Below are 20093 nucleotides of genomic sequence, written 5' to 3' on the forward strand. Positions count from 1 at the left end.
TAGGAGAGAGCCATGCGTGGTGTAAATAAGGTCATTTTGGTGGGTAATTTAGGGCGCGATCCCGAGGTACGTTATTTGCCGTCAGGTGGTGCCGTGGCCAATATCACTGTCGCTACTAGTGAGGCTTGGAAAGATAAAAATACCGGCGCTATGCAAGAGCAAACTGAATGGCATCGTGTGGTTTTTTACGGGCGTTTAGCTGAAATTGCTGGCGAGTACTTGCGCAAGGGCTCTAAGGTTTATCTAGAAGGCAGTCTGCACACACGCAAGTGGCAGGACAAGGCGACAGGCCAAGACAAGTACGCAACCGAAATTAAAGCGATGGCTATGCAAATGCTAGATGGCAAGGGCGGCAATTCATCGAGCTCAGATGATGGTAATGCACCATCGTATGATGACTATGATGGTGGTGGTTCGTCGCAAGCCAAGGCTCCAGCAGCTCGGCCATCGTCGCCGCGCCCAAGCCCGTCTGCGCCGCCGCGAGCCGCCGCGCCGGCAGCAATGGAAGATTTCGATGACGACATCCCGTTCTAGCGCTTTCCCGCGCTTCGTAAGTGAATCGACGCCCCTTTGACGGGGCGTTCGTTTTTGTAACAGGGCATCGTAGAGTGCGGCAAAGTGGGAAATTTCACGCTATGATGTCGCCACTATAAGAGTTACGTCTTGTTTGTTATTTGCTCTGCTAGATGACAGCAAGACCGCGATGTCTGTTGAGGTCTCTTTGAAGCGTTTTGCCTTCGTTTGTCTATTGCTCTTGGTATTTGGCTTTTCAGTCCTATATCACGCGCCCGCTCGCCTGCTTGCGCCTCTAATGCAGCCCACTATTGGCGTCAGTAATTGGGGCGGCACGTTGTTTAACGGTCAAATGCTGGGTGCCTATAGCCAAAAGCCATTCTTCATTACTTGGCAATGGCGAGCCGCGGAAGTCTTACGCTTGCGCTTAAGCGCCAATGCCAGCGTTGCCGGACCTTTTGATGCGGTGCTAGCGGCATCGAAAAGCCCCTTAGGCTGGCAAATGGATTTGACTGATTTGCGCTTGCCTGCCGGTCAAAGTGTTTTCTTAGGTCCTGGTACAGCTATCCCTGCCTGGAAAAGTCCATCCTTAGTAATTGCTCGCTCTAGCGATGGTTATTGGACTCAGGCCGAAGGTTCGCTACTAACAGCTGGCGGCATGCTGCGTTTAAATTTGCAGGGCCAAGTGCAGGAAATTAACCTGCCGAGCTCGGCGCTTAATTGGACTATCAAAGACGGTAACTTGGTCGGCGATTTACGCCAACGCGAGGGCAATATGGCCTTGGCGACGCTGACACTGACTCATGACAATCGCATTCAATGGCAGATTCGTGATCGTTTGCTGCGCTTAAAGCCGACTTATAGCAGCACCAATAGTCCCGACCTGATTGTTTTGACTGTGGCTGAGCCATTATGACGGCGGCCTATTCACTGTGGCATGATGCCGACACTATTGAGCTAGCCATAAATGAGGGCCTAGAACATGCGTGATCGCTTTACGCAGCTCTGGGAGCAGCGCCGTACACAGCATCCAGCCACTGTGATTATCGTCATTGCTGCGGTATGGCTAGCGTGGTTGTTGGCGAAGTATGTATGGCTGATTTTTTCCGGCGTATCAGCGCCTTTGGTGGCGCCAGATTTGTCGCTGTCTTTGCGCGTGCCGCCAACGGTCGATGCTCGGCGCATTGGCACAATGTTCGGTGAGCAAGAAGCGGCACAATCAGCGGTGGCTGACACCACTTTACAGCTTCGCCTTGATGGCCTCTTAGAGAGCCAGAATGCAGAGTTGTCGCGCGCATTTATATCCGAGCGCGGTAAGGGTAGCCCTGAAATATATCGCCCCGGTGACGAAGTGCCTGGTGGCGCTAAAATTGATCGTATCGAAGATAGCACCGTGGTTTTGCTCCGCGCTGGTCGCGAAGAGATTTTGCGCTTCGATCTGCCTAGCCAAACTGGCGCTACCACGGCAGCAGTAGTGCCGAATGCAGCCGTGGCACGAGCCGCGCAAGCGCGCAACGTGTTGAGCAATTTGGCCGAGCGCTTAGCTAACTCACCAATGACGGCTTTGCGTCAGATGGGTATGCGCCGCACATCTCAGGGCTATATTGTTAGCATCACGGCGCCAAAAGAAATGCTGACTCGCTTTGGCTTAAAGCCTGGCGATCGTGTTGTCAGCATCAATGGCCAAACTGTTGGCAAAGATGTTGAGGCCGACCAGAAAGTCCTTGGCCAATTACAAGAATCCGGTAACGCGCGTGTCGAAGTACAGCGCGGCACTCAGACACTCACGTTAGAACAAAGGCTCTAAGCCCTATGAAAAAACCCGTCTTTAAAACACTCGCCTTGTGCATGATGTTGGTCACCAGCCATGCGGCCTTTGCCGAAAAAACTTGGAAGATCAACCTGAAGGATGCCGATATTTCTGCACTCGTTAGCGAGATGGCTGAGATTACCGGCAAAAACTTTGTGGTTGATCCGCGCCTTAAAGGCAATGTCACGGTGATCTCCACTCGCGAAATGTCGGCCAGCGAGCTCTACGAGTTATTTCAAAGTGTTTTGAGCATCAATGGTTTTGCTGCCGTGCCTAGCGGGCCGGTGGTGAAGATTTTGCCAGATACCAATGCTCGTCAATCAGGCATTCGTGTTGATAGCGGTAGCTATCGCGATGGCGAAGAGCTAGTCACTCGAGTGGTGATCTTGCAGCAGGCTAATGCCACCGAATTGCTGGCGGCCCTTCGTCCCATGATGCCGCAGTTTGCCCACATGGCCTCAGTGCCGGGCAATAACGCCTTGGTGATTTCCGATCGTGCTAGCAACGTCGAAGCCATGGTTGCGATTATTCGTGACTTAGATGATGGCGAAAAAGACGATGCAATTGAGATCATCCCCGTCAAAAATGGTAAGGCATCTGATCTGCTCAATATTCTTGAAACCATGGAGTCTGGCGCGCCGGCTGTTATGAAAAATGGCGGCCAGTCTGGCAAAGTACGCTTAGTGGTAGACGAGCGCACCAATCGCTTGCTGGTTCGTGGTGATCGCGCCCTGCGTGACCGCGTGCGTGCGGTTATTCAGAGTCTAGACTCCGCACCAGACATGAATGATGACCAAGTGAAGGTCTATCGCTTGAAGTTCGCTAGCGCGCGCCAAGTGGCTGAGGTGTTGAAAGGCGTACTGACTACCGATAGCAAAAAATCTTCATCTTCCTCGACCGTGTCAACAGCCTCTGGCAGCAGCGGCAGTGACAGCAGCAGTTCACCTCGCGGCGGTGCATCAACGACGACCATCACCGTAGAAGGCGCTAGTCTGATTGCCGATGAGACGCAAAATGCACTGATCGTTCGAGCCAAGCCGACACAGTTGCGCCAAATTGAGTCAGTGCTTGATGACCTAGATAAGCGTCGTGCGCAGGTGCTAATTCAGGCTGCTATTGTTGAAGTCTCTGGTAGTAACGCTGAGCAGCTTGGCGTGCAGTGGGCTGCAGGCAACCCGCAGGCTGGCGTTGGTTTGGTCAACTTTAATAATGCGGGTGCTAGCGTAACAAGCTTGGCAACCGCCTTTGCAACAAATGACTTCACTCAGGCCGGCCTAGGTAATGGCGCCGCGTTTGGTTTGGGTACGTCGAAAACCAATTCCAATGGCGATCGCTCATTTTATGGTGCGCTCATCCAAGCATTGAGCTCGGTAACGGATGCTAACTTGCTGTCGACACCAAGTATCATGACGCTGGATAACCAAGAAGCGAAAATCGTGGTTGGTCAAAACGTTCCGTTTATTACTGGCTCGACCGGCACCAGCGGCTCGGGCGTTAGCAACCCATTCACTACGATTGAGCGCCAAGACGTTGGTATCACACTGAAAGTGACGCCGACCATTACCGATGGCGGCACCATACGTTTAGATGTCCAGCAGGAGGTGTCATCGGTCGTGCCTTCGGTAGATGGTATTAATTCCTCAGATATTATTACCAATAAGCGCTCAATCGAGACGTCGATTCTAGCTGACGATGGCCAAACCATTGTGCTCGGTGGCTTGGTGCAGGATGACGTGACCAAGTCGGTTAGCAAAGTGCCATATTTGGGCGATATCCCAGGCATTGGCTTTCTGTTCCGCTCAACCAGCGACACTCGCACCAAGCGTAATCTATTAGTGTTCCTGCAGCCGACGATCGTTCGCAGCAGCATACAGGCCGCAACTATTTCGCAGCGTCAATACGGTGCCGTGCGTCGCGTTGACTTAGGCTTAGATGCCGATGGTCGCTTAACCAAGCTACCACCAAATATCCAAGATATTTATCAAGGTGGCACTCAGCGCGATGGCGATAAAAAGGATGCGGATGCGCCAACATTAGTGCCAATTCCTGCACCAGCAGCGAAGCCAGCGCCAGTTATTGCGCCAGTGGTGAAAGAGCCAGCAATTCGCACCATTCCCGCGTCGCCTCGTGCTGCGCTGGAAGAGCCTTCGGTATATAGCGCTGATCTTGCCGAGCCAATTGAGTCGACGCCGATGCCCAACAATGCAACGGTGATTCAGCGCGTACCGGCTCCCGTAAAGTCTGCTCCTGCAGCCTCGCAGACTCGGGCATATCAGCCGCCGATGGTGCCACCAGCAACGCAAGCACGTCCATTTGTATCAGATCGCGACCCTGTGCTTTCAGAACCCACAGAGCCGCGTTTTGAACGTGCACCAGCTGCTGCATCACCTGCGTCATCGAGCAATAGCTTTGAGCCGCCACGTGAAATTCGCACGAAAAGTGGCAATGTCTACAGGCCATTAGGTGATACCTCGCCGGCTCCAACAAATGCTCCTGCGGCGCCTGCGCCACGAGCTGAGTTTGTGCCAGCGCCGTCTGCTAAGCCTTACGTTGCCCCGGCATCTTCGGCGTCAGCTCCCGCCGCAGAGCCAGCTGAGAGCACAAGCGGCAAGCGTGAGATTCGCACTAAAAGCGGTAATGTTTATTACATCGATGAGTGAGGTTTAGCTCCCTAACAAAGCTAGGCACTGATGCAAAGCTGCCTAGCTTTGTGACGCTGTTATTGTTTCAAGACCGGCGCCTCACCAGCCAATGCTTCGGCCACTAATTTCTCCGCAAATGGCCGCATGGCAAGCTCAGCGCGAATCTCGCGCAAATTCCAGTAATGCCCACCGATAGCACGATTGATCATGACTTGCTCAGGCACCGGCTGAAATGCTCGCCATTGTGGCAGCGCTTCGCGGCTTAGCTTCATGGCAATTTCTGCGAGCGGAAACTCTGCATATTTCACCAGTTTATTGTCGATACTGGCTTGAGCTAAGCGTATCCATGGCGCGTAAAAATCACTGCCCAAGTGCGGTGTATGCTCGGTATTGCGCGCGCCCATAGCAATCAGGCCTTGTTCGAGTAGCTGCGCATCGCCAGCAAAAGCGGCTTGAGTGATGGCAGCATAGCGCTGCACACCAGCGTGACTCATGGTTTTCACTGAGCCGAAATCGTAAATCACCACACTGCCATCGGGGCGAGCGGCAAAGTTGCCAGGATGCGGGTCGCAATGCACAGTTTTCAGCACAAAAAGCTGGCGGGCGATGGTGCGAAATAGGCGCTCGCCCAAGATGTTTCGTATCGCTTGATCATAGCGCTCGTCGAGTTGAGCGAAATGGTCGCCAGGCTCGTAGATCAGCGTTAGTACTCGGCGTGTGCTGAGTTCCACTAGCACTTCGGGAACGATAACTTGAGCATCATCACTGTGAAACTCGCGGAAGCGCTGCAGCGTAGAAGCTTCGAGAAAATAATCGAGCTCGTCGTTTAGGCTTTGGCGAATTTCTTCAAATATAGCATCGAGTAGATCGCCTTTGACCGGTAGCACTCGGGCGATTTTAAAGGCCATGCGCAGCTGACCAAGATCGGCCTTGATGCTGGCATCAACATCGGGATACTGCACCTTCACCACGACCTCACGGCCATCTAGCGTGCGTGCGCGATGCACTTGAGCAATCGATGCGCTAGCTAAAGCAGTTTCATCGAAATGACTGAAGTGTTGGCGCCAGTCGCTACCAAAAGCCTCAATCAGCCGGGCCTCGATTTCATTGAAAGGCCGAGGCGGGGCTTGGTTTTGCAGGCTGCTTAAGGCCTCAATCAGTTCTGGCGGCAAGACATCGCGGTATTGCGAAATGATTTGCCCGACCTTCATCACCGCACCTTTCATCGAGCCGAGTGTGCCAGCGATTTCTTTGCCTATGCGCGTATAAAGCTCGGCGTCTGCAGCGCTGCGGTCGATGTCTTTTTGCCATAGGCGTTGCCAGCGATCACGAGCAACATCGCCACCGATGCGCGCGGTCATGCCAGCGAGGCTGAGTAAGCGTGAGCCTTTTTTAGCGGATGGAGTTTTGGCCATAATGGCCTCCTAAGCTCAGGCTGAGGGCTGAGCTTAGGCTATTGCGTTAGTTGCCGCGAGTGGGCAAGTGGGCGCTCGCCACGTGTTAGCGGGATAAGTGCAGGGACATGGGGTTTGGCAGCATATCGGCAAGTTTCAGCATGCGGCCCGAAAGCTCGGGATAGGAGTCGGCGAGCACGGTGATATGGCCGAGTTTGCGGTCGGCGCGCTCAGTTTTGCCATAAAGATGCAGGTGCGCGTCGGTCACGCTAAGGATGCCAGCACTGTCTGGATGCTCTCCAATAATATTGAGCATGGCGCAGGGCTTTTCGGCGCGCGTGCAACCAAGCGGCAAGCCTGCGACAGCGCGAACATGGTTTTCAAACTGTGAGCAATGCGCGCCTTCGATGCTCCAATGCCCAGAGTTGTGCACGCGCGGCGCAGTTTCATTCGCGACTAAGCCATGGCGCGTTTCAAACAATTCTAGCGTGAGCACGCCAACGTGATTAAGCGATTGCAAAATCGAGGAAATATAGCGCTCGGCGGTGAGCTGTGTGTTTTCATCTAAGTGCGGCGCGGGCACTATTGAGTGACTCAAAATGCCGCGATGATGGTGGTTTTCAGCGAGCGGATAAAATTGCGTTTGGCCATCCTGAGCACGCACGGCAATGATGGAAAGCTCACGGCGAAACTGTACAAATTCTTCGGCAATTAGCGGCACTGAGCCACCGAGTTGCTGCCAGCACAAGCTAATTTGCTCGGCTTCGCGCAAGAGGAATTGACCTTTGCCATCGTAGCCGTCAGTCACAGTTTTCACGACCAATGGCAAGCCTAATTCGGCAACCGCAGCACTAAGATCGGCTTCAGCTCGAATCTCGTGATAACGCGCGGAGGGAATTTTTAGCTCATTAAAAAGCTGTTTTTCATTGAGCCGATTTTGCGACACAGCCAAGGACTTTACGCCAGGGAAAACTGGCTTCTGCGCAGCAATAGCTTCGACCCATGCCGTCGGGATATTTTCAAACTCATAAGTGAAAACATCGGCGGAGTCGATAAAGGCTTGCAGGCTCTCGGCGCTATAGTCGTTGTCTCCAAAGCGCTGTCCAAGCACTGCCGATGGGCAGTTCTCAGCACGATCATAGAAGCTAAATGACAAGTTCAGTGGGTAGCCGGCGAGGGCCATCATGCGGCCAAGTTGGCCACCACCGAGCACGCCGATGCGCAAGCTCATGCTTTTACTCCGGGGATGGGGTTGGCCAGAACAGTGTCGGTTTGGCGCTCGCGGAAGGCTTCGATGGCCGTCAGCAGTTTTGCGTCATGTAGCGCTAAAATTTGTGTCGCTAACAGCGCGGCGTTAATAGCGCCGGCTTTGCCGATGGCCATGGTGCCGACGGGCACGCCGCCAGGCATTTGCACGATTGAAAGCAACGAGTCTAGGCCATTAAGCGCTTGCGATTGCACTGGCACACCGAGCACTGGCAGTACCGTTTTGGCGGCACACATGCCGGGCAAATGCGCTGCGCCACCGGCACCGGCAATGATGACTTGAATGCCGCGGCCAGCGGCAGCTTCGGCATAGCTGAAAAGCTTGTCGGGCGTGCGATGTGCAGAGACAACTTCGGCCTCAAAGGAGACGCCTAGATCGCGCAGCGTATTCGCGGCGTGCTCCATCGTCGACCAATCAGATTGTGAGCCCATAATGATGCCAACGAGTGGCGCGTGCGTGGTGGCGGTCATAATGGCCATCCTAAATATCGGAGATCGCGAATTGTCGAGGAATCAGTCAGACAGGGCAAGCCCGATGATCGCGGAAGCGCCGCCGATGCACAGTGTTAGTAAAAACAATAAGCCTAAAAATCGCCAGAATGGCTTGAAGCTAGTCGGCATAGGCTCACGCGCAGGCATCGATCGCTCAAGCGAGGCGTTTTGCGCTACGGTAGGCTCTGGGGCATCGGATCTAGTCACGGTAAAGCTCTCCAATAATCGTACTGATAGTCAACTTTACAGGGCTTCGTGCGAATAGACATGGAACAATAGATGACGTGCTCACGCCACTTTGCGAGAATCTAAGCGCTAACCATTTTTAAGGTGACTCATGAAAGCTGTTTTGTCGATGGGCTGGCCTTTGCTGACCTTCCGTGTCGGGCCAGAAGCGCTGCCGTATGCGCCACGATTAATTCTTCCGCTAGTGTTGCTAAACCTAGCACTTAGCTTTGGCATACAGGCCTTGGCCGGCAGCGAGATGGATAAGCCGGTATTGCAACTTTCTGCGATGGCACTCGCGGCTGAAGCGCTATGGCTGGCTTTTTGCTTGCAGCGCCGCGGTTGGCAAAATCGCTGGGTGCAGAGCTACTCAGCATTGGTACTGATAGATACATGGATATCTGCGCTGGCGGTGCCAATCGCGTTGATCGTCCTGCAAGGCGGCGATGTGCTGCTTGGCGTTGCGGCGATTTTGCAGATCGCGATGACTTTGTGGAGCTTGAATGTGCGTGGCCATGTTTATGCGCAAACATTGGCAGTCTCACGCCTACGCGGCATCTTGCAGGCCATGGTGCCGATTTTGCTGGTTATGGTCGTCGCCGTTGCGCTATTTCCCGACATGCTGCCAATGCCCGAAGCGCCTGTCGCTGAGCCCGCAACCCCTGCTATGACGCCGGAGCCGTAATCCATGCACATTCATATTTTAGGCATTTGCGGCACGTTTATGGGCTCGCTGGCGGTGTTGGCGAAAGCGCTGGGCCATGAAGTCAGCGGCAGTGATACTGCCGTGTATCCGCCAATGAGCACACAGCTGCAGGCTCAGGGCATCACGCTGATGGAAGGCTATAAAGCTGAGCATCTGCAGCCCGCGCCTGATCTAGTGATTATTGGTAACGCCTTGAAGCGCGGCATCGAGGCTGTGGAGTATGTGCTAGAGCAAGGTATTCCCTATACCTCGGGGCCAGCATGGTTGGCACAGCACGTACTGCAAGGCCGGCATGTAATCGGCATCGCGGGCACGCATGGCAAAACCACTACGACGACCATGGTGGCGTGGGTGTTGGAGCAAGCTGGTCTAGCTCCAGGCTTTTTGATTGGCGGTGTGCCGCAGGGCTTTGAGGCCAGCGCGCAGCTGGGTGGCGGGCGTTATTTTGTGGTGGAGGCTGACGAATACGATTCAGCCTTTTTCGATAAGCGCTCGAAGTTTGTTCATTACGCGCCACGCACGGCGGTGCTGAATAATCTTGAATTCGATCACGCCGATATTTTTGATGACCTCGCAGCCATTCAAAAGCAGTTTCACCATTTAGTTCGGACTATTCCTGGCGGCGGCCGCATTTTATTTCCACAGGATGAGCCGGCGCTGCATGAAGTCATTGCTATGGGCTGTTGGACGCCGACGCAAACCATGGCCATTGGTCATTCGAGTGAAAAAGGAGCGCCAATTTGGCAGGCCGAATTACTCGAAGCCGATGGTTCGGCATTCGCCATCTGGCACAACGGCCAACGCGCCGCCGAAGTGCGTTGGCCTCTGACTGGCCTGCACAATGTGCGCAATGGCATGGCGGCGATTGCTAGCGCTGAACATGTCGGCGTCAGTGTGGCTAAGGCTGCTGAGGCGCTATCGCAGTTCCCTGGCGTGAAGCGTCGCATGGAGCTGCTCGGCACGCCCGACGGCATTGCGCTTTATGATGACTTTGCGCATCACCCCACGGCCATCCGCAGCACGCTCGATGGTCTGCGTGAACGCCAAGGGGCGGCACGTATTTGGGCGATCATTGAGCCGCGTTCTAACACCATGCGTTTGGGCGCTCACAAGGTGCATTTAGCGCAGTCGTCAGCGCCTGCCGATCAGGTCATTTGGTATCAGCCACCGGGCATGGATTGGGATTTGGCCGACGTAGTAGCTGCCAGCAATGGGCGAGCCAGTTTGGCGACAGATCTGGATGCGATTATTGCGAGAGTGAGCCGTGAGGCAAAAGTGGGGGACGCCATTGTGGTGATGAGCAATGGTGGCTTTGGCGGCATTCATCAGCGCTTGCTAGCGGCGCTTCAGGCGCGAGCTGGCGGTGAGCACGGCCCTGGCAAGCATGGAGCCAGCGCATGACGCTATTGGCGGCACTTGCCGTAGCGGTAGGGGCGGCCATCGGTGCTTTATTGCGTTGGATGTTAGGCATGGGCTTTAACGCACTATGGCCAACCCTGCCCGCTGGCACATTACTAGCAAACTGGATTGGTGCTTATGCCATTGGCATTTTAGCGGCGTTATTTAGCGCGCACCCTGGCGTTTCAGACACCACACGCTTGCTCTTGATGACCGGCCTGTTAGGCGGCCTAACGACATTTTCTACGTTTTCGCTGGAGGCGGTGAGCTTATTGCAGCGTCAGCTCTGGTTGCCGGCACTGTCGCACATTAGCTTGCATGTTCTGGGCTCGATTGCACTAACGCTGGCGGGGATGGCCAGCGTTAGTGCCTTGCGAGCTTAGCGCTTAAGCCTCACTTTTAGGCGTGCGACGCTTACGCATGCGGATGTTGAGCATCTCAACCATTACCGAGAATGCCATTGCGCCGTAGATATAGCCTTTAGGCATGTGCTGGCCAAAGCCTTCGGCGATGAGCATGGTGCCAACCAAAACCAAGAATGCTAATGCCAACACCTTGATGGATGGGTGATGGTCAACAAACTCGCCAATAGGTTTAGCGGCAAACATCATCACAATTACCGACAAGACAATGGCGATCACCATGATGCTGACATCGTCTGCCAAGCCGACAGCCGTGATGACAGAGTCGAGCGAGAACACGATATCAATAATGGCAATTTGCACAATGATGGCGAAGAAGCTGGCGCCAGCTGCCGAGGCTGCGTTCGTCACTTGAACATGCGCTGACTCACCTTCAACGGTATCGAAAATCTCAGTTGCCGATTTCCAGAGTAGGAATAAGCCACCGCCAATTAAGATCAAGTCGCGCCCAGTGATCGCAATGCCAGCGAGTGTCACCAATGGCTCGGTAAGACGCATAACCCACGTGATTGACAGTAGCAGCGCAATACGCGAGACCATAGCCAAGCCTAAGCCAAAAACACGAGCTGCTTGGCGTTTTTCAGGCGCGACTTTATTGACCAAAATGGTCAGGAAAATAATATTGTCGATGCCCAGCACAATCTCTAAGAGACTGAGTGTGGCAAGGGTGATCCAAGCTTGCGGGTCAGCAATCCATTCAAACATAGCGGTTCTCAGGCAAAGTGGCAGATATAGTCTAGGGTTTCGAGAGTTTCGATTTCAAAACTGGAGTTCGCGGGCACATCAAACGAGCTGCCGCCGCGATAATCAGTCCAAGTATCTGAGCCAGCGAGTAGAACTCGGCAATGGCCGGCGGTGATTTCCATGATCTCAGCTGCTTGTGTGGTGAAGGTAAGCGTTGAGGGCAAAATCACACCTAAGGTTTTACGCGTGCCATCGGCCAAAATAATGGCATGACTGACACAGCGGCCATCAAAATAGACATTGGCTTTTTTCATTACAGTGACGTTGTCAAACTGACTCATGGGCTGCTCCGGCGCAGAACGATTAGTTGTGCGGATTCTAGGGCCTCGCAGAGAAGGCGCAAAGGCCTGTTACTAAATAGTCATAAAAACTTAATCTTGTTGTCGTTGGACTATCTAGTCACTGTCATGCTAGAGCAGCAGACTGTTCGCATGAAAAAAACCAAAGAGAAGCCTAATGCAGTAAATTTCTCATGGCAGGCCGCCACTCAAGACCCTGTCATGCTCCCCAACAAGCCCTATGTGCAGATGCGTGATCAGCTTAAAACAGGTGATTTAATATTGTTTTCTGGGCGAAGCTTTGCGGCACGTCTAGTGCGTGGTTTGACTGGTAGTAGATGGTCACACGTCGGTCTCGTTGTGCGTTTGCCGGAAATGCCGCAAACGCCTTTGCTGTGGGAGGCAACGTTGGCAAGCAAGGTGCATGACATTACCGAAGGAAAGCCTTTCGATGGCGTTCAATTAGTTGCATTAGATGATCGTATCGCAAGCTATCAAGGCTTAGTGGCGGTGCGCCGCCTTCAGCATGTGCAAACGGATGCGCAGGCTCGAGCGCATTTAGAGTCACTTATTGATGAGTGGAGAGCTAAGCCCTATCGCAACTTCATTCGCCAACACATCAGTGCTTGGGTGCGCGGAGAAGAGGCGCTGTCGTTCCGCCGAGGCGGGTTTTGTAGCGAGCTCGTCGCTGAGGTTTATCGCCGCTGGTCATTACTTCCGGAAGATCGCCCGGCTCACCACTACGTCCCTCGCGACTTTGGTTGTGAGAGAGGTGTGCCACTATTGCGCGGCGGCTTATCGCCCACCTGTCTATTAACAGTCTAGTTTGTTCAATAACGCGCCTATGTAAAACTATTGCCGAGCGCTCAACGTTAATGTTGACGGAGTCTGCTAAAGCAAATTTGTAAGGCTCTGCATTCTTGATTGTGTCATCTTTTGCCTTTAACCTTCGCGGCGTCAGTGCCAGGGCGAACCAGCCACGTGCCACGCAGCAACCTGACGCTTGGAGCAGCCTTTTAATCTAGCCAAAGCCGGCGTCTAAGGGCTTTTTTCTACTCTCAAACTGAAGGAAGGTTTGTTATGCGTTTATCTGACTATTGCACCGATGCTGAATGGGCAAAAATTAAAAAAGTAGCCGACGATAAAGAGACTCCGTTTCTGGTCGTCGACCTCGACATCATCAAACAGAAGTATGAAGAGCTGACCAACTGCTTCCCGAAAGCCAAAGTGCATTACGCACTGAAAGCTAACCCGGGCCAGCCAGTGATCGATCTGCTGCGCGACCTAGGTTCTAACTTTGACTGTGCCTCGATGTTTGAGCTCAGCAAAGTGTTGGACTCGGGCGTATCGCCTGACCGCGTTAGCTACGGCAACACCATCAAAAAAGCCGCACACGTAAAGTGGGCCTATGAGCAAGGCATTCGCTTATTTGCTACCGACTCGAAAGCCGATTTGCAGAACATTGCTGAGTACGCTCCGGGCTCGAAAATTTTTGTGCGCATCTTGGTAGAAGGTGGTGAGACCGCCGAATGGCCATTGTCGCGTAAGTTTGGTTGCCACCCTGATATGGCGATCGACTTGTTAGTGCAAGCGAAAAACCAAGGCTTGATCCCTTACGGCATTTCCTTCCATGTCGGCTCGCAGCAAAAAGACATCGCAGTCTGGGATGCCGCGTTGTCGAAAGTGAAGTATATGTTCGACTGGATGAAGTTCGAAGAAGGCCTCGAGTTGAAAATGATCAATATGGGCGGCGGCTTCCCTGCTAACTATATTTCCGAGGTCAACCCGATCAATATCTATGCGCAAGAAATCCTGCGCTATTTGCATGATGACTACGGCGATGAAGCTCCAGAAATCATCCTTGAACCAGGCCGTTCACTGGTCGGTGAGTCTGGTGTGCTGGTTTCGGAAGTGGTGCTGATCTCGCGTAAGTCGCGTACCGACTTAAAGCGCTGGGTGTATACCGATGTCGGTCTTTTCCAAGGTCTGATGGAAACCATGGGCGAGTCGATCAAATACCCCATCTACACTGAAAAAATGGATGAGAGCGACAACAAAGAAGGTAGCGTAGTGCTGGCGGGTCCAACTTGCGACTCCACCGACATCATGTACGAAAATGTTGGCTATCATCTGCCCATGAGCTTGGCTCCGCGTGATCGCCTGTATTGGCTGACCACGGGCGCTTACACCAACTCATACAGTTCGGTTGAGTTCAACGGCTTCCCACCTCTGCAGACTTACTACGTTAAGTAGCTTCGTCATTTTGCTCCGATGTGTTGCGCCGTTTGGCGGCGCGCGCATCGCTAGCAAAAAGCTCTTCTAGCTCCCGTATCGACTGTTTCGCACTGGCGACCAGCTCGGCTTCATTTTGGTAGATGGCTTGCTGGCGTAGCAGCAAATCCTCATCGTACTCACGAAAGCGCTTCACGCCAGCCTTGGCATCGCCCTCACTAAAGCCAATCTCTTGCAAGACATCACTAGCAAGCTCCAAGCTGCTGGCAAAAGTCTCTCGATGTATCAAGTTAACGCCAATATCCATCAGGCGGTAAGAGTGCATGCGGTCGCGTGCGCGAGCATAAATGGGCGTATTGGGGAAGTGGCGGCGTATCAGCTTGGCGGTATGCACAGACTCATCTACGTCATCAATGGCGAGCACAATAACTTTGGCTTTGGCTGCTCCCGCGGCAAGTAGTAGTGCGTGTGAATCTGGGCGGCCGTAATAGACTTTATTGCCAAATAGACGCACGAAGTCGACTTGCCGAGCGTTACTTTCTAAAGCAACAAATGGGATGTGATGCAGGCGCAGTACACGCGCAACAATTTGTCCAACGCGGCCAAAGCCAGCAATTAGGACTTCATGTTTATTGTCATTGGGCACTTCATCGTAGCTACGCTCTTGTTGCACTCCCCATCGGGGCTCAAGTACGTGCTCCAAAAGCAAGAAGCCGATTGGCGTCATGGCCATGGAGAGCGTGACCGCAAGCACTAGCATTTCACCCAGGTGTCGGTCGAGCAGACCGGCTGTTACGGCAGTAGTGAAAACAATAAAGGCAAACTCGCCGCCCTGCGGCAGTGTGACGGCAAGACGAACTGCGGCTTTGTTGTCGCTGCCATTGAGTCTAGCCAAGAGCCAAAGAATGGCACCCTTGAGCAGAACTAATGCTGCGGCACCGAGCACAATGACGGCCGCCTCTCGGCCCAGCAATGGCAGGTTGGCTGTCATGCCAACCGTCATGAAGAAGAGCCCAAGCAGCAGGCCTTTGAATGGCTGGATTTGAGCCTCTAATTCATGACGGTATTCGCTATCGGCGAGTAAAACGCCGGCAACAAATGCACCTAACGATGCCGATAAGTGGATTTCGGTCATCAGCCACGTCATGCCTACGATGATGAATAGGCCCATGCCGGTGAATAGCTCGGGCGTTTCGCTATTTGCAATGAAGCGAAAGATGGGCCGGACCAGAAATCGGCTGGCGAAAAACAGCGCAGAAAATACCGCGACAACAGGCACTAGCTGAGGGCTGTTAATCATCTCGGCAGCATCACCAGAAAGCATGGGAATGATAGCGAGCAGAGGGATTACTGCCATGTCTTGAAACAGCAAAATAGCAAAGGCTTGGCGGCCGTGTTGGGCGCTGAGTTGGTTTTTTTCAGCGAGTAACTGCAGGGCAAACGCCGTTGAAGACATGGCCAGGCCGGCACCAATGACTGCGCTAACTATCGGGCTTAGGCCCATCAGCCAGCAAACCAGCGCGATAGCGCTGCCGGTGAGCAGCACTTGTGCGCTGCCAAGGCCAAATACCGAGCGCCGTAAAACCCAGAGTCGACTGGGCTCAAGCTCAATGCCGATCAAAAACAGCAGCATGGCGATGCCGAAATCAGCAATTTCTATGACGCCGTTGGTGTCATGAATGATGCCGATAATATGCGGGCCGATGAGCATGCCAGCGATCATATAGCCGATAACCGAGGGCAGGCCTAGTCGGCGTGAAAGTGGCACGATGATAAGTGCGGCGGCGAGAAGCCAGATAATTGATGACGCTGCGTGCATGGCGACCCTAAGTTCAAAAAACTATTATCTTTTTACCATATTAGACCACTGTCACTGCGCAAATCGTCTGAGCGGTCGGCGAAGGCTGCACGAAAGTGCTGTAAGCGGGCTATAATACGCACGTTTTTCGCCCATTCGAGACCGCCTGCTATGAGCTACGCCCAAATCCCCGCTGGTAAAGACTTGCCCAATGATATCTACGTCGTCATTGAGATCCCTGCCAATTACGCGCCCATCAAATATGAGATCGATAAAGACGCAGATGCGCTATTTGTCGACCGCTTTATCGGCACCGCAATGTTTTACCCAGCGAACTACGGCTATATTCCTAACACGCTATCGGAAGATGGCGATCCGCTAGATGTATTGGTCGTGACTCCACATCCCGTCGTGCCAGGCGCTGTTATTCGTGCTCGCCCAGTAGGCATGCTGATGATGGAAGATGAGTCGGGCATCGATGCGAAATTGATCGCTGTGCCGCACGACAAGTTGTCACCACTTTATAAAGAAGTGAAAGAGCACAGTGATCTGCCTGAGCTTTTACTGCGCCAGATCGAGCATTTCTTTACCCATTACAAAGATTTAGAAGCTGGTAAGTGGGTGAAAATCATGGGCTGGGAAAATGCTGATGCCGCCCGTGCTGAGATCATGAAGTCGCTAGCTGCTGCTAAATAAGCTTCGCTTGCATGGCTGAGCGTTAAGCGCTTGGTCAACAAAAGCCCGTCACATGGTGTTTGGCCAGTGACGGGCTTTTTTGTGAACAATGAGTCACAAATTATTCGCTATAGTGGTAAGATTGTCCGACAATATTTGCGTTCATTTTCTAGGCACTTCCCTATGATGGCTACCAAGGAGATCGGCCGGCGCAAGCAAGGCATAGATCTCCACTACCAACCATCGTGTGAAATAGGAGATTTATCATGGGCGAACTCAAAAATATCGTTACCGAACAGCAAGACGTTTTAGTGCGTGTTAAAGATGCTGGTCGTCAAGTCGCAATGGCCGGCTTGGGCTTAATCGAAGTGCTGAAAAGCGAAGGCGAAAAGCTACAAGCTATCGACTTCAATGCTAAAGCTGAAGAGCTGAAAGCAAAAGCACTAGAAGTGAAAGAAAAGCTAGTTGCTATCGACGTTAAAGCTGAAGCTGACAAACTGCAATCGGTTGATGTGAAAGCAAAAACTGAAGAGCTGAAAGCTAAAGCACTGGAATTGAAAGGTAAGTTGGCTTCTGTTGATGCCAAAGCTGAACTCGACAAACTGCTGGCCGACGTGCAAAAGCTGTTCAACGAGTTAGTTGCTAAAGGTGAAAAGCGCGCTGCGTAAGCCCGCGTGTTCTGAATGGTAATACCCTTTTTGGGGCGACGTAAGTCGCCCCTTTTTTTGTCTAAAATTAAGCCATTGCCTCATCTAGACCGTTGAGATGACTGTTGGCGCTTGCGCGTTCTTCATTGCTCAGTGCCTGCCAGCGTTGCAAAAGTACCTGCCACGATTTGGCGGGATATTTCTGTGCCGGCTGGGTAAACTCATGGCCTTGAATATGAGTTGTAAAGGTCTCGCCGTTAGCAGCATTAGCGCGAGCCCATGGCAAGTAAGTGTGCAGCAGCAAGTGGTCTAAAAGCGGCGTCAGAGTTGAGGCTAGTTTCGACCATGGCGTGTTATCGCCAACATGGTTATCTGCGCCAGCCATTACCGAATCAACCCAGCGATGAATATTTTTCAATTTAGCTAAGCGCGCACGCGGTGTTGGATCAGTGAGCAGCTCATAAAAAATGCAGGCAAGGCCGAAGTCGGCAAAGGAGATCGCGTCGCCAAAAATAAAGCGATGCTCGCCTAGATGTTGGTCAAGTCGGAGCGCCGTCTCATCTAACTGAGCCTCAATGGCCTCAGCATTATCGCTAGTGCAGCCCAAAGGTTCGCGCCGCGTCATCAAAAAAGCCGCTATTTTTTCAGCATAGGCAGTTGGGTCTTGGTCTGGCCCAAGGCTGGCAATCGCGATGCGACGTGATGCATCTATGCGATCGGCTTCATAATTCCACCGGTAATGAAACATGGCCTTAATAAGCCATTCATCTGCGGCTTCTTCGAGCGCGTAGGCAAGAAAATTCAGCGCTGGGTCGGAAAGTTGGGCGCTAGGGCTAGGATGCGCTTGCTCAAGAAAATTCATGATTGGCGTGGAGTCTTGCAGGCTGTCGCCAGCTGGCGTGACTAGCAATGGAATGATCGGCAGCTTAGCTTTTTCGCGAAAGGCCGGTTCATTGTCTTTATTGCGCACCAACCACTCATACGGCAGGTTTTTATAACGAAGTAGTGCCCGCACTTTTACTGAGTAGGGCGACACGTCAATGCCAAACAGTTGATACATACATCCGCCTATATTCAGACAATCGGTAGGCCTAAGGCTATGGGGTTTTGCTCGTCTATGGAATAGGCTAGGTCCATGCGACTCGTGAGATGAGCTGATAACAATAAAATCAGGAAGATTATTATGAAGAAAATAATGCTGGCCTCGGTGGCTGCGCTTTCACTTAGTACTGCTGCGCAGGCCCAAGCCCAGACCTTATGTATGTATGACCCTATTGGCGCGCAAGGCGCTGCTTACGCACTAGCTAAGGATTACGCCTTAGCGGCGAAACAATGGGGTGCCAAAATTGAGCTGAAGGCATATACCGACGAGCGCGTAGCCGCGGAAGACTTCAAGGCTGGTCAGTGCGACGGCGTTGGCATTACAGGCCTGCGTGGTCGCCAATACAACGCCTATGTCGGCAGTATTGACTCCATAGGTGCCGTGCCTTCATACGACCACTTGCGCACTGTGCTGCAAGTCCTAGCCTCTCCGGCTAGCGAAAAATCCATGGTGGTTGGCCAATATGAAGTAGTGGGTATCTTCCCATTGGGCGCAGCCTATGTTTTTGTGCGTGACCGTGCGATCAATTCGATTGAAAAAGCTGCTGGTAAGAAAATTGCCGTTTTAGATTTCGATAAATCACAAGCGCGCATGGTGCAACAACTTGGCGCACAGCCAGTTGCTTCCGACATCACCAACTTCACCACCAAATTTAACAATGGTCAGGTTGATATCGTGGTGGCGCCAGGTATCGCGTTTAAACCATTCGAAATGTACAAAGGCTTGGGCACAAAAGGTGCGATTTATCGTTTCCCATTAGTACAGCTGACTGGCAACTTGATCATCCGCCCCGATCGTTTCCCTGCTGGCTTTGGTGCCAAGTCACGTAAATATATTTTGACGCAGCTTGATACCGCGCAGCGCACCATTCAGCAGGCTGAGGACGGTATTGCTGAAAAATACTGGCTAGACCTCACGGCTGAAGACAAGGCCAAGTACACGTTGATGATGACTGAGGCACGTGTGCAAATGACCAAAGAGGGCTTCTACGATAAGAAGATGTTGAACTTATTGAAAAAGGTTCGCTGCAAGTTTGATGCAGCTGCTGCTGAGTGTGCCAATAACGTTGAGTAAGTTGTTCGGCATAGTTAGTTGAAATAAAAAGCCCACATCGTGGGCTTTTTATTGCGTACTTTATGTGTTTACTGCTTGTGCTGTTCTCGCTTGAGCTTGCGCCATTGCCAAGGCGGCATGCGCTCAGACTCTGGCAATGCCCATAAGCCACGATGATTGGCGCGGGCATCATCTTCGATCTGTATTAGTTCGGGTCGTTTCAAGTATTGGCGATACACCCAAGCATGGCCTTGGCGCACTAATTCGGCATTCACATCTAAACCATCGACATAGACCGTGGCCACTACGCGGCCGTAGCGATCAATGTCGAGTACTTTCAAGCTAATATCGCGGCCATAAACCATTGAAGACAAAGCACGTTTGGCATTATTACCCCAGGGCTGGCCGCGCTCAGGGGTGTCGATTTCAGCTAGGCGTATGCGCTGTTTTTGCGTGTCTGCAGTGAGAATGGTCACCGTATCGCCATCGGCTACTTTGATGACGCGACCGGCGGGCTGAGCAGCCGTCTCGGCGCTATACGTAGACTTAGCTTCGCCACATGCTGGCAATGTCAGCAAAAGCGGAAGTAGTAGTGCCAGCCAACGAGCGTGCATAAACAGTAATCCCAGAAAGCAAAAAACCAGCACTAAGGCTGGTTTTGAGCGTGCCATGACGGCGATATGGTGGCTACAGCTG

General features: G+C 52.7%; 21 protein-coding genes. 12 read left to right on the top strand and 9 right to left on the bottom strand.

Going from position 1 to position 20093, the window contains the following annotated elements; all coding sequences use genetic code 11:
* Positions 1-12 precede the first annotated feature (12 nt).
* The 4 genes from ssb (at position 13) to gspD (ending at position 4983) form a co-directional block, all read left to right on the top strand.
* On the top strand, positions 13-534 hold the full coding sequence (ssb, locus tag AC3DKE_RS06670; RefSeq protein ID WP_340674996.1) for a single-stranded DNA-binding protein: 522 nt from the start codon (positions 13-15) through the stop codon (positions 532-534).
* A gap of 187 nt (positions 535-721) precedes the next feature.
* A complete protein-coding gene (locus tag AC3DKE_RS06675; protein WP_340674995.1) occupies positions 722-1429 on the top strand; it encodes a hypothetical protein in 708 nt (235 codons plus the stop codon).
* 66 nt (positions 1430-1495) lie between these two features.
* Positions 1496-2320, top strand: a complete 825-nt coding sequence (locus AC3DKE_RS06680) for a type II secretion system protein N (protein ID WP_340674994.1) — start codon at positions 1496-1498, stop codon at positions 2318-2320.
* A gap of 5 nt (positions 2321-2325) precedes the next feature.
* A complete protein-coding gene (gspD, locus tag AC3DKE_RS06685; RefSeq protein ID WP_487990251.1) occupies positions 2326-4983 on the top strand; it encodes a type II secretion system secretin GspD in 2658 nt (885 codons plus the stop codon).
* Positions 4984-5042: 59 nt separating this feature from the next.
* On the opposite strand, the gene AC3DKE_RS06690 is transcribed toward gspD, so the two are convergent.
* The 4 genes from AC3DKE_RS06690 to AC3DKE_RS06705 form a co-directional block, all read right to left on the bottom strand.
* The gene (locus tag AC3DKE_RS06690; RefSeq protein ID WP_379072287.1) at positions 5043-6380 is read right to left on the bottom strand and encodes an ABC1 kinase family protein; all 1338 of its coding nucleotides are present in this window, start codon (positions 6378-6380) and stop codon (positions 5043-5045) included.
* Between the two features lie 85 nt (positions 6381-6465).
* Positions 6466-7590, bottom strand: a complete 1125-nt coding sequence (locus AC3DKE_RS06695; RefSeq protein ID WP_340674494.1) for a 5-(carboxyamino)imidazole ribonucleotide synthase — start codon at positions 7588-7590, stop codon at positions 6466-6468.
* The gene (purE, locus tag AC3DKE_RS06700; protein WP_379072290.1) at positions 7587-8105 is read right to left on the bottom strand and encodes a 5-(carboxyamino)imidazole ribonucleotide mutase; all 519 of its coding nucleotides are present in this window, start codon (positions 8103-8105) and stop codon (positions 7587-7589) included. Before purE ends, AC3DKE_RS06695 begins: the two co-directional genes overlap by 4 nt.
* A gap of 33 nt (positions 8106-8138) precedes the next feature.
* Entirely contained in the window at positions 8139-8324 is a 186-nt protein-coding gene (locus tag AC3DKE_RS06705; RefSeq protein WP_340674492.1) for a hypothetical protein, read from the bottom strand.
* Positions 8325-8454: 130 nt separating this feature from the next.
* On the opposite strand from AC3DKE_RS06705, the gene AC3DKE_RS06710 reads away from it, so the two are divergent.
* Genes AC3DKE_RS06710 through crcB form a run of 3 tightly spaced genes read left to right on the top strand, consistent with a single transcriptional unit; the run spans position 8455 to position 10829 of the window.
* Complete coding sequence (locus AC3DKE_RS06710; protein ID WP_340674491.1) at positions 8455-9027, top strand: hypothetical protein; 573 nt, start codon at positions 8455-8457, stop codon at positions 9025-9027.
* A gap of 3 nt (positions 9028-9030) precedes the next feature.
* Positions 9031-10449 carry a UDP-N-acetylmuramate:L-alanyl-gamma-D-glutamyl-meso-diaminopimelate ligase gene (gene mpl / locus AC3DKE_RS06715; RefSeq protein ID WP_487990253.1) on the top strand — a complete coding sequence of 473 codons (1419 nt, stop codon included), beginning with the start codon at positions 9031-9033 and terminating at the stop codon, positions 10447-10449.
* Positions 10446-10829 (top strand): fluoride efflux transporter CrcB, encoded by a 384-nt coding sequence (gene crcB / locus AC3DKE_RS06720; RefSeq protein WP_340674489.1) that lies wholly within the window; start codon positions 10446-10448, stop codon positions 10827-10829. Before mpl ends, crcB begins: the two co-directional genes overlap by 4 nt.
* A gap of 3 nt (positions 10830-10832) precedes the next feature.
* Here the strand turns inward: crcB and AC3DKE_RS06725 are convergent, their stop codons facing one another.
* Both AC3DKE_RS06725 and ppnP read right to left on the bottom strand, forming a co-directional pair.
* Entirely contained in the window at positions 10833-11573 is a 741-nt protein-coding gene (locus tag AC3DKE_RS06725; protein ID WP_379072302.1) for a TerC family protein, read from the bottom strand.
* A gap of 8 nt (positions 11574-11581) precedes the next feature.
* The gene (ppnP, locus tag AC3DKE_RS06730) at positions 11582-11893 is read right to left on the bottom strand and encodes a pyrimidine/purine nucleoside phosphorylase (protein WP_411729927.1); all 312 of its coding nucleotides are present in this window, start codon (positions 11891-11893) and stop codon (positions 11582-11584) included.
* A gap of 150 nt (positions 11894-12043) precedes the next feature.
* Here ppnP and AC3DKE_RS06735 point away from each other — a divergent pair, with 150 nt between their 5' ends.
* Both AC3DKE_RS06735 and AC3DKE_RS06740 read left to right on the top strand, forming a co-directional pair.
* Positions 12044-12715, top strand: a complete 672-nt coding sequence (locus AC3DKE_RS06735; protein ID WP_340674486.1) for a C40 family peptidase — start codon at positions 12044-12046, stop codon at positions 12713-12715.
* A gap of 255 nt (positions 12716-12970) precedes the next feature.
* On the top strand, positions 12971-14143 hold the full coding sequence (locus tag AC3DKE_RS06740; protein ID WP_340674485.1) for a type III PLP-dependent enzyme: 1173 nt from the start codon (positions 12971-12973) through the stop codon (positions 14141-14143).
* On the opposite strand, the gene AC3DKE_RS06745 is transcribed toward AC3DKE_RS06740, so the two are convergent.
* Positions 14136-15941: a monovalent cation:proton antiporter-2 (CPA2) family protein gene (locus AC3DKE_RS06745; RefSeq protein WP_487990254.1), complete on the bottom strand. Its 1806-nt coding sequence runs from the start codon at positions 15939-15941 to the stop codon at positions 14136-14138. The two genes, AC3DKE_RS06740 and AC3DKE_RS06745, sit on opposite strands and share 8 nt — an antisense overlap.
* Positions 15942-16091: 150 nt before the next feature.
* Here AC3DKE_RS06745 and ppa point away from each other — a divergent pair, with 150 nt between their 5' ends.
* Entirely contained in the window at positions 16092-16616 is a 525-nt protein-coding gene (gene ppa / locus AC3DKE_RS06750) for an inorganic diphosphatase (RefSeq protein WP_340674483.1), read from the top strand.
* A gap of 245 nt (positions 16617-16861) precedes the next feature.
* A complete protein-coding gene (locus AC3DKE_RS06755) occupies positions 16862-17263 on the top strand; it encodes a hypothetical protein (RefSeq protein WP_340674482.1) in 402 nt (133 codons plus the stop codon).
* Between the two features lie 67 nt (positions 17264-17330).
* On the opposite strand, the gene AC3DKE_RS06760 is transcribed toward AC3DKE_RS06755, so the two are convergent.
* Entirely contained in the window at positions 17331-18302 is a 972-nt protein-coding gene (locus tag AC3DKE_RS06760; protein ID WP_340674481.1) for a glutathione S-transferase family protein, read from the bottom strand.
* Between the two features lie 123 nt (positions 18303-18425).
* Here AC3DKE_RS06760 and AC3DKE_RS06765 point away from each other — a divergent pair, with 123 nt between their 5' ends.
* Positions 18426-19418: a putative solute-binding protein gene (locus tag AC3DKE_RS06765; RefSeq protein ID WP_411729924.1), complete on the top strand. Its 993-nt coding sequence runs from the start codon at positions 18426-18428 to the stop codon at positions 19416-19418.
* Positions 19419-19486: 68 nt separating this feature from the next.
* Here AC3DKE_RS06765 and AC3DKE_RS06770 read toward each other — a convergent pair.
* Positions 19487-20093 (bottom strand): thermonuclease family protein (locus tag AC3DKE_RS06770; RefSeq protein WP_487990256.1); only part of this gene is annotated, 607 nt, incomplete at its 5' end.

The sequence above is a fragment of the Paraperlucidibaca sp. genome, assembly GCF_982810325.1.

Coding starts and splice junctions, on each gene's coding strand:
- mpl (WP_487990253.1), top strand. CDS start 9,031: ATGCACATTCATATTTTAGGCATTTGCGGCACGTTTATGGGCTCGCTG.
- AC3DKE_RS06745 (WP_487990254.1), bottom strand. CDS start 15,941: ATGCACGCAGCGTCATCAATTATCTGGCTTCTCGCCGCCGCACTTATC.
- gspD (WP_487990251.1), top strand. CDS start 2,326: ATGAAAAAACCCGTCTTTAAAACACTCGCCTTGTGCATGATGTTGGTC.
- AC3DKE_RS06695 (WP_340674494.1), bottom strand. CDS start 7,590: ATGAGCTTGCGCATCGGCGTGCTCGGTGGTGGCCAACTTGGCCGCATG.
- ssb (WP_340674996.1), top strand. CDS start 13: ATGCGTGGTGTAAATAAGGTCATTTTGGTGGGTAATTTAGGGCGCGAT.
- purE (WP_379072290.1), bottom strand. CDS start 8,105: ATGGCCATTATGACCGCCACCACGCACGCGCCACTCGTTGGCATCATT.
- AC3DKE_RS06725 (WP_379072302.1), bottom strand. CDS start 11,573: ATGTTTGAATGGATTGCTGACCCGCAAGCTTGGATCACCCTTGCCACA.
- AC3DKE_RS06710 (WP_340674491.1), top strand. CDS start 8,455: ATGAAAGCTGTTTTGTCGATGGGCTGGCCTTTGCTGACCTTCCGTGTC.
- AC3DKE_RS06760 (WP_340674481.1), bottom strand. CDS start 18,302: ATGTATCAACTGTTTGGCATTGACGTGTCGCCCTACTCAGTAAAAGTG.
- AC3DKE_RS06740 (WP_340674485.1), top strand. CDS start 12,971: ATGCGTTTATCTGACTATTGCACCGATGCTGAATGGGCAAAAATTAAA.
- ppnP (WP_411729927.1), bottom strand. CDS start 11,893: ATGAGTCAGTTTGACAACGTCACTGTAATGAAAAAAGCCAATGTCTAT.
- AC3DKE_RS06755 (WP_340674482.1), top strand. CDS start 16,862: ATGGGCGAACTCAAAAATATCGTTACCGAACAGCAAGACGTTTTAGTG.
- crcB (WP_340674489.1), top strand. CDS start 10,446: ATGACGCTATTGGCGGCACTTGCCGTAGCGGTAGGGGCGGCCATCGGT.
- ppa (WP_340674483.1), top strand. CDS start 16,092: ATGAGCTACGCCCAAATCCCCGCTGGTAAAGACTTGCCCAATGATATC.
- AC3DKE_RS06735 (WP_340674486.1), top strand. CDS start 12,044: ATGAAAAAAACCAAAGAGAAGCCTAATGCAGTAAATTTCTCATGGCAG.
- AC3DKE_RS06690 (WP_379072287.1), bottom strand. CDS start 6,380: ATGGCCAAAACTCCATCCGCTAAAAAAGGCTCACGCTTACTCAGCCTC.
- AC3DKE_RS06765 (WP_411729924.1), top strand. CDS start 18,426: ATGAAGAAAATAATGCTGGCCTCGGTGGCTGCGCTTTCACTTAGTACT.
- AC3DKE_RS06680 (WP_340674994.1), top strand. CDS start 1,496: ATGCGTGATCGCTTTACGCAGCTCTGGGAGCAGCGCCGTACACAGCAT.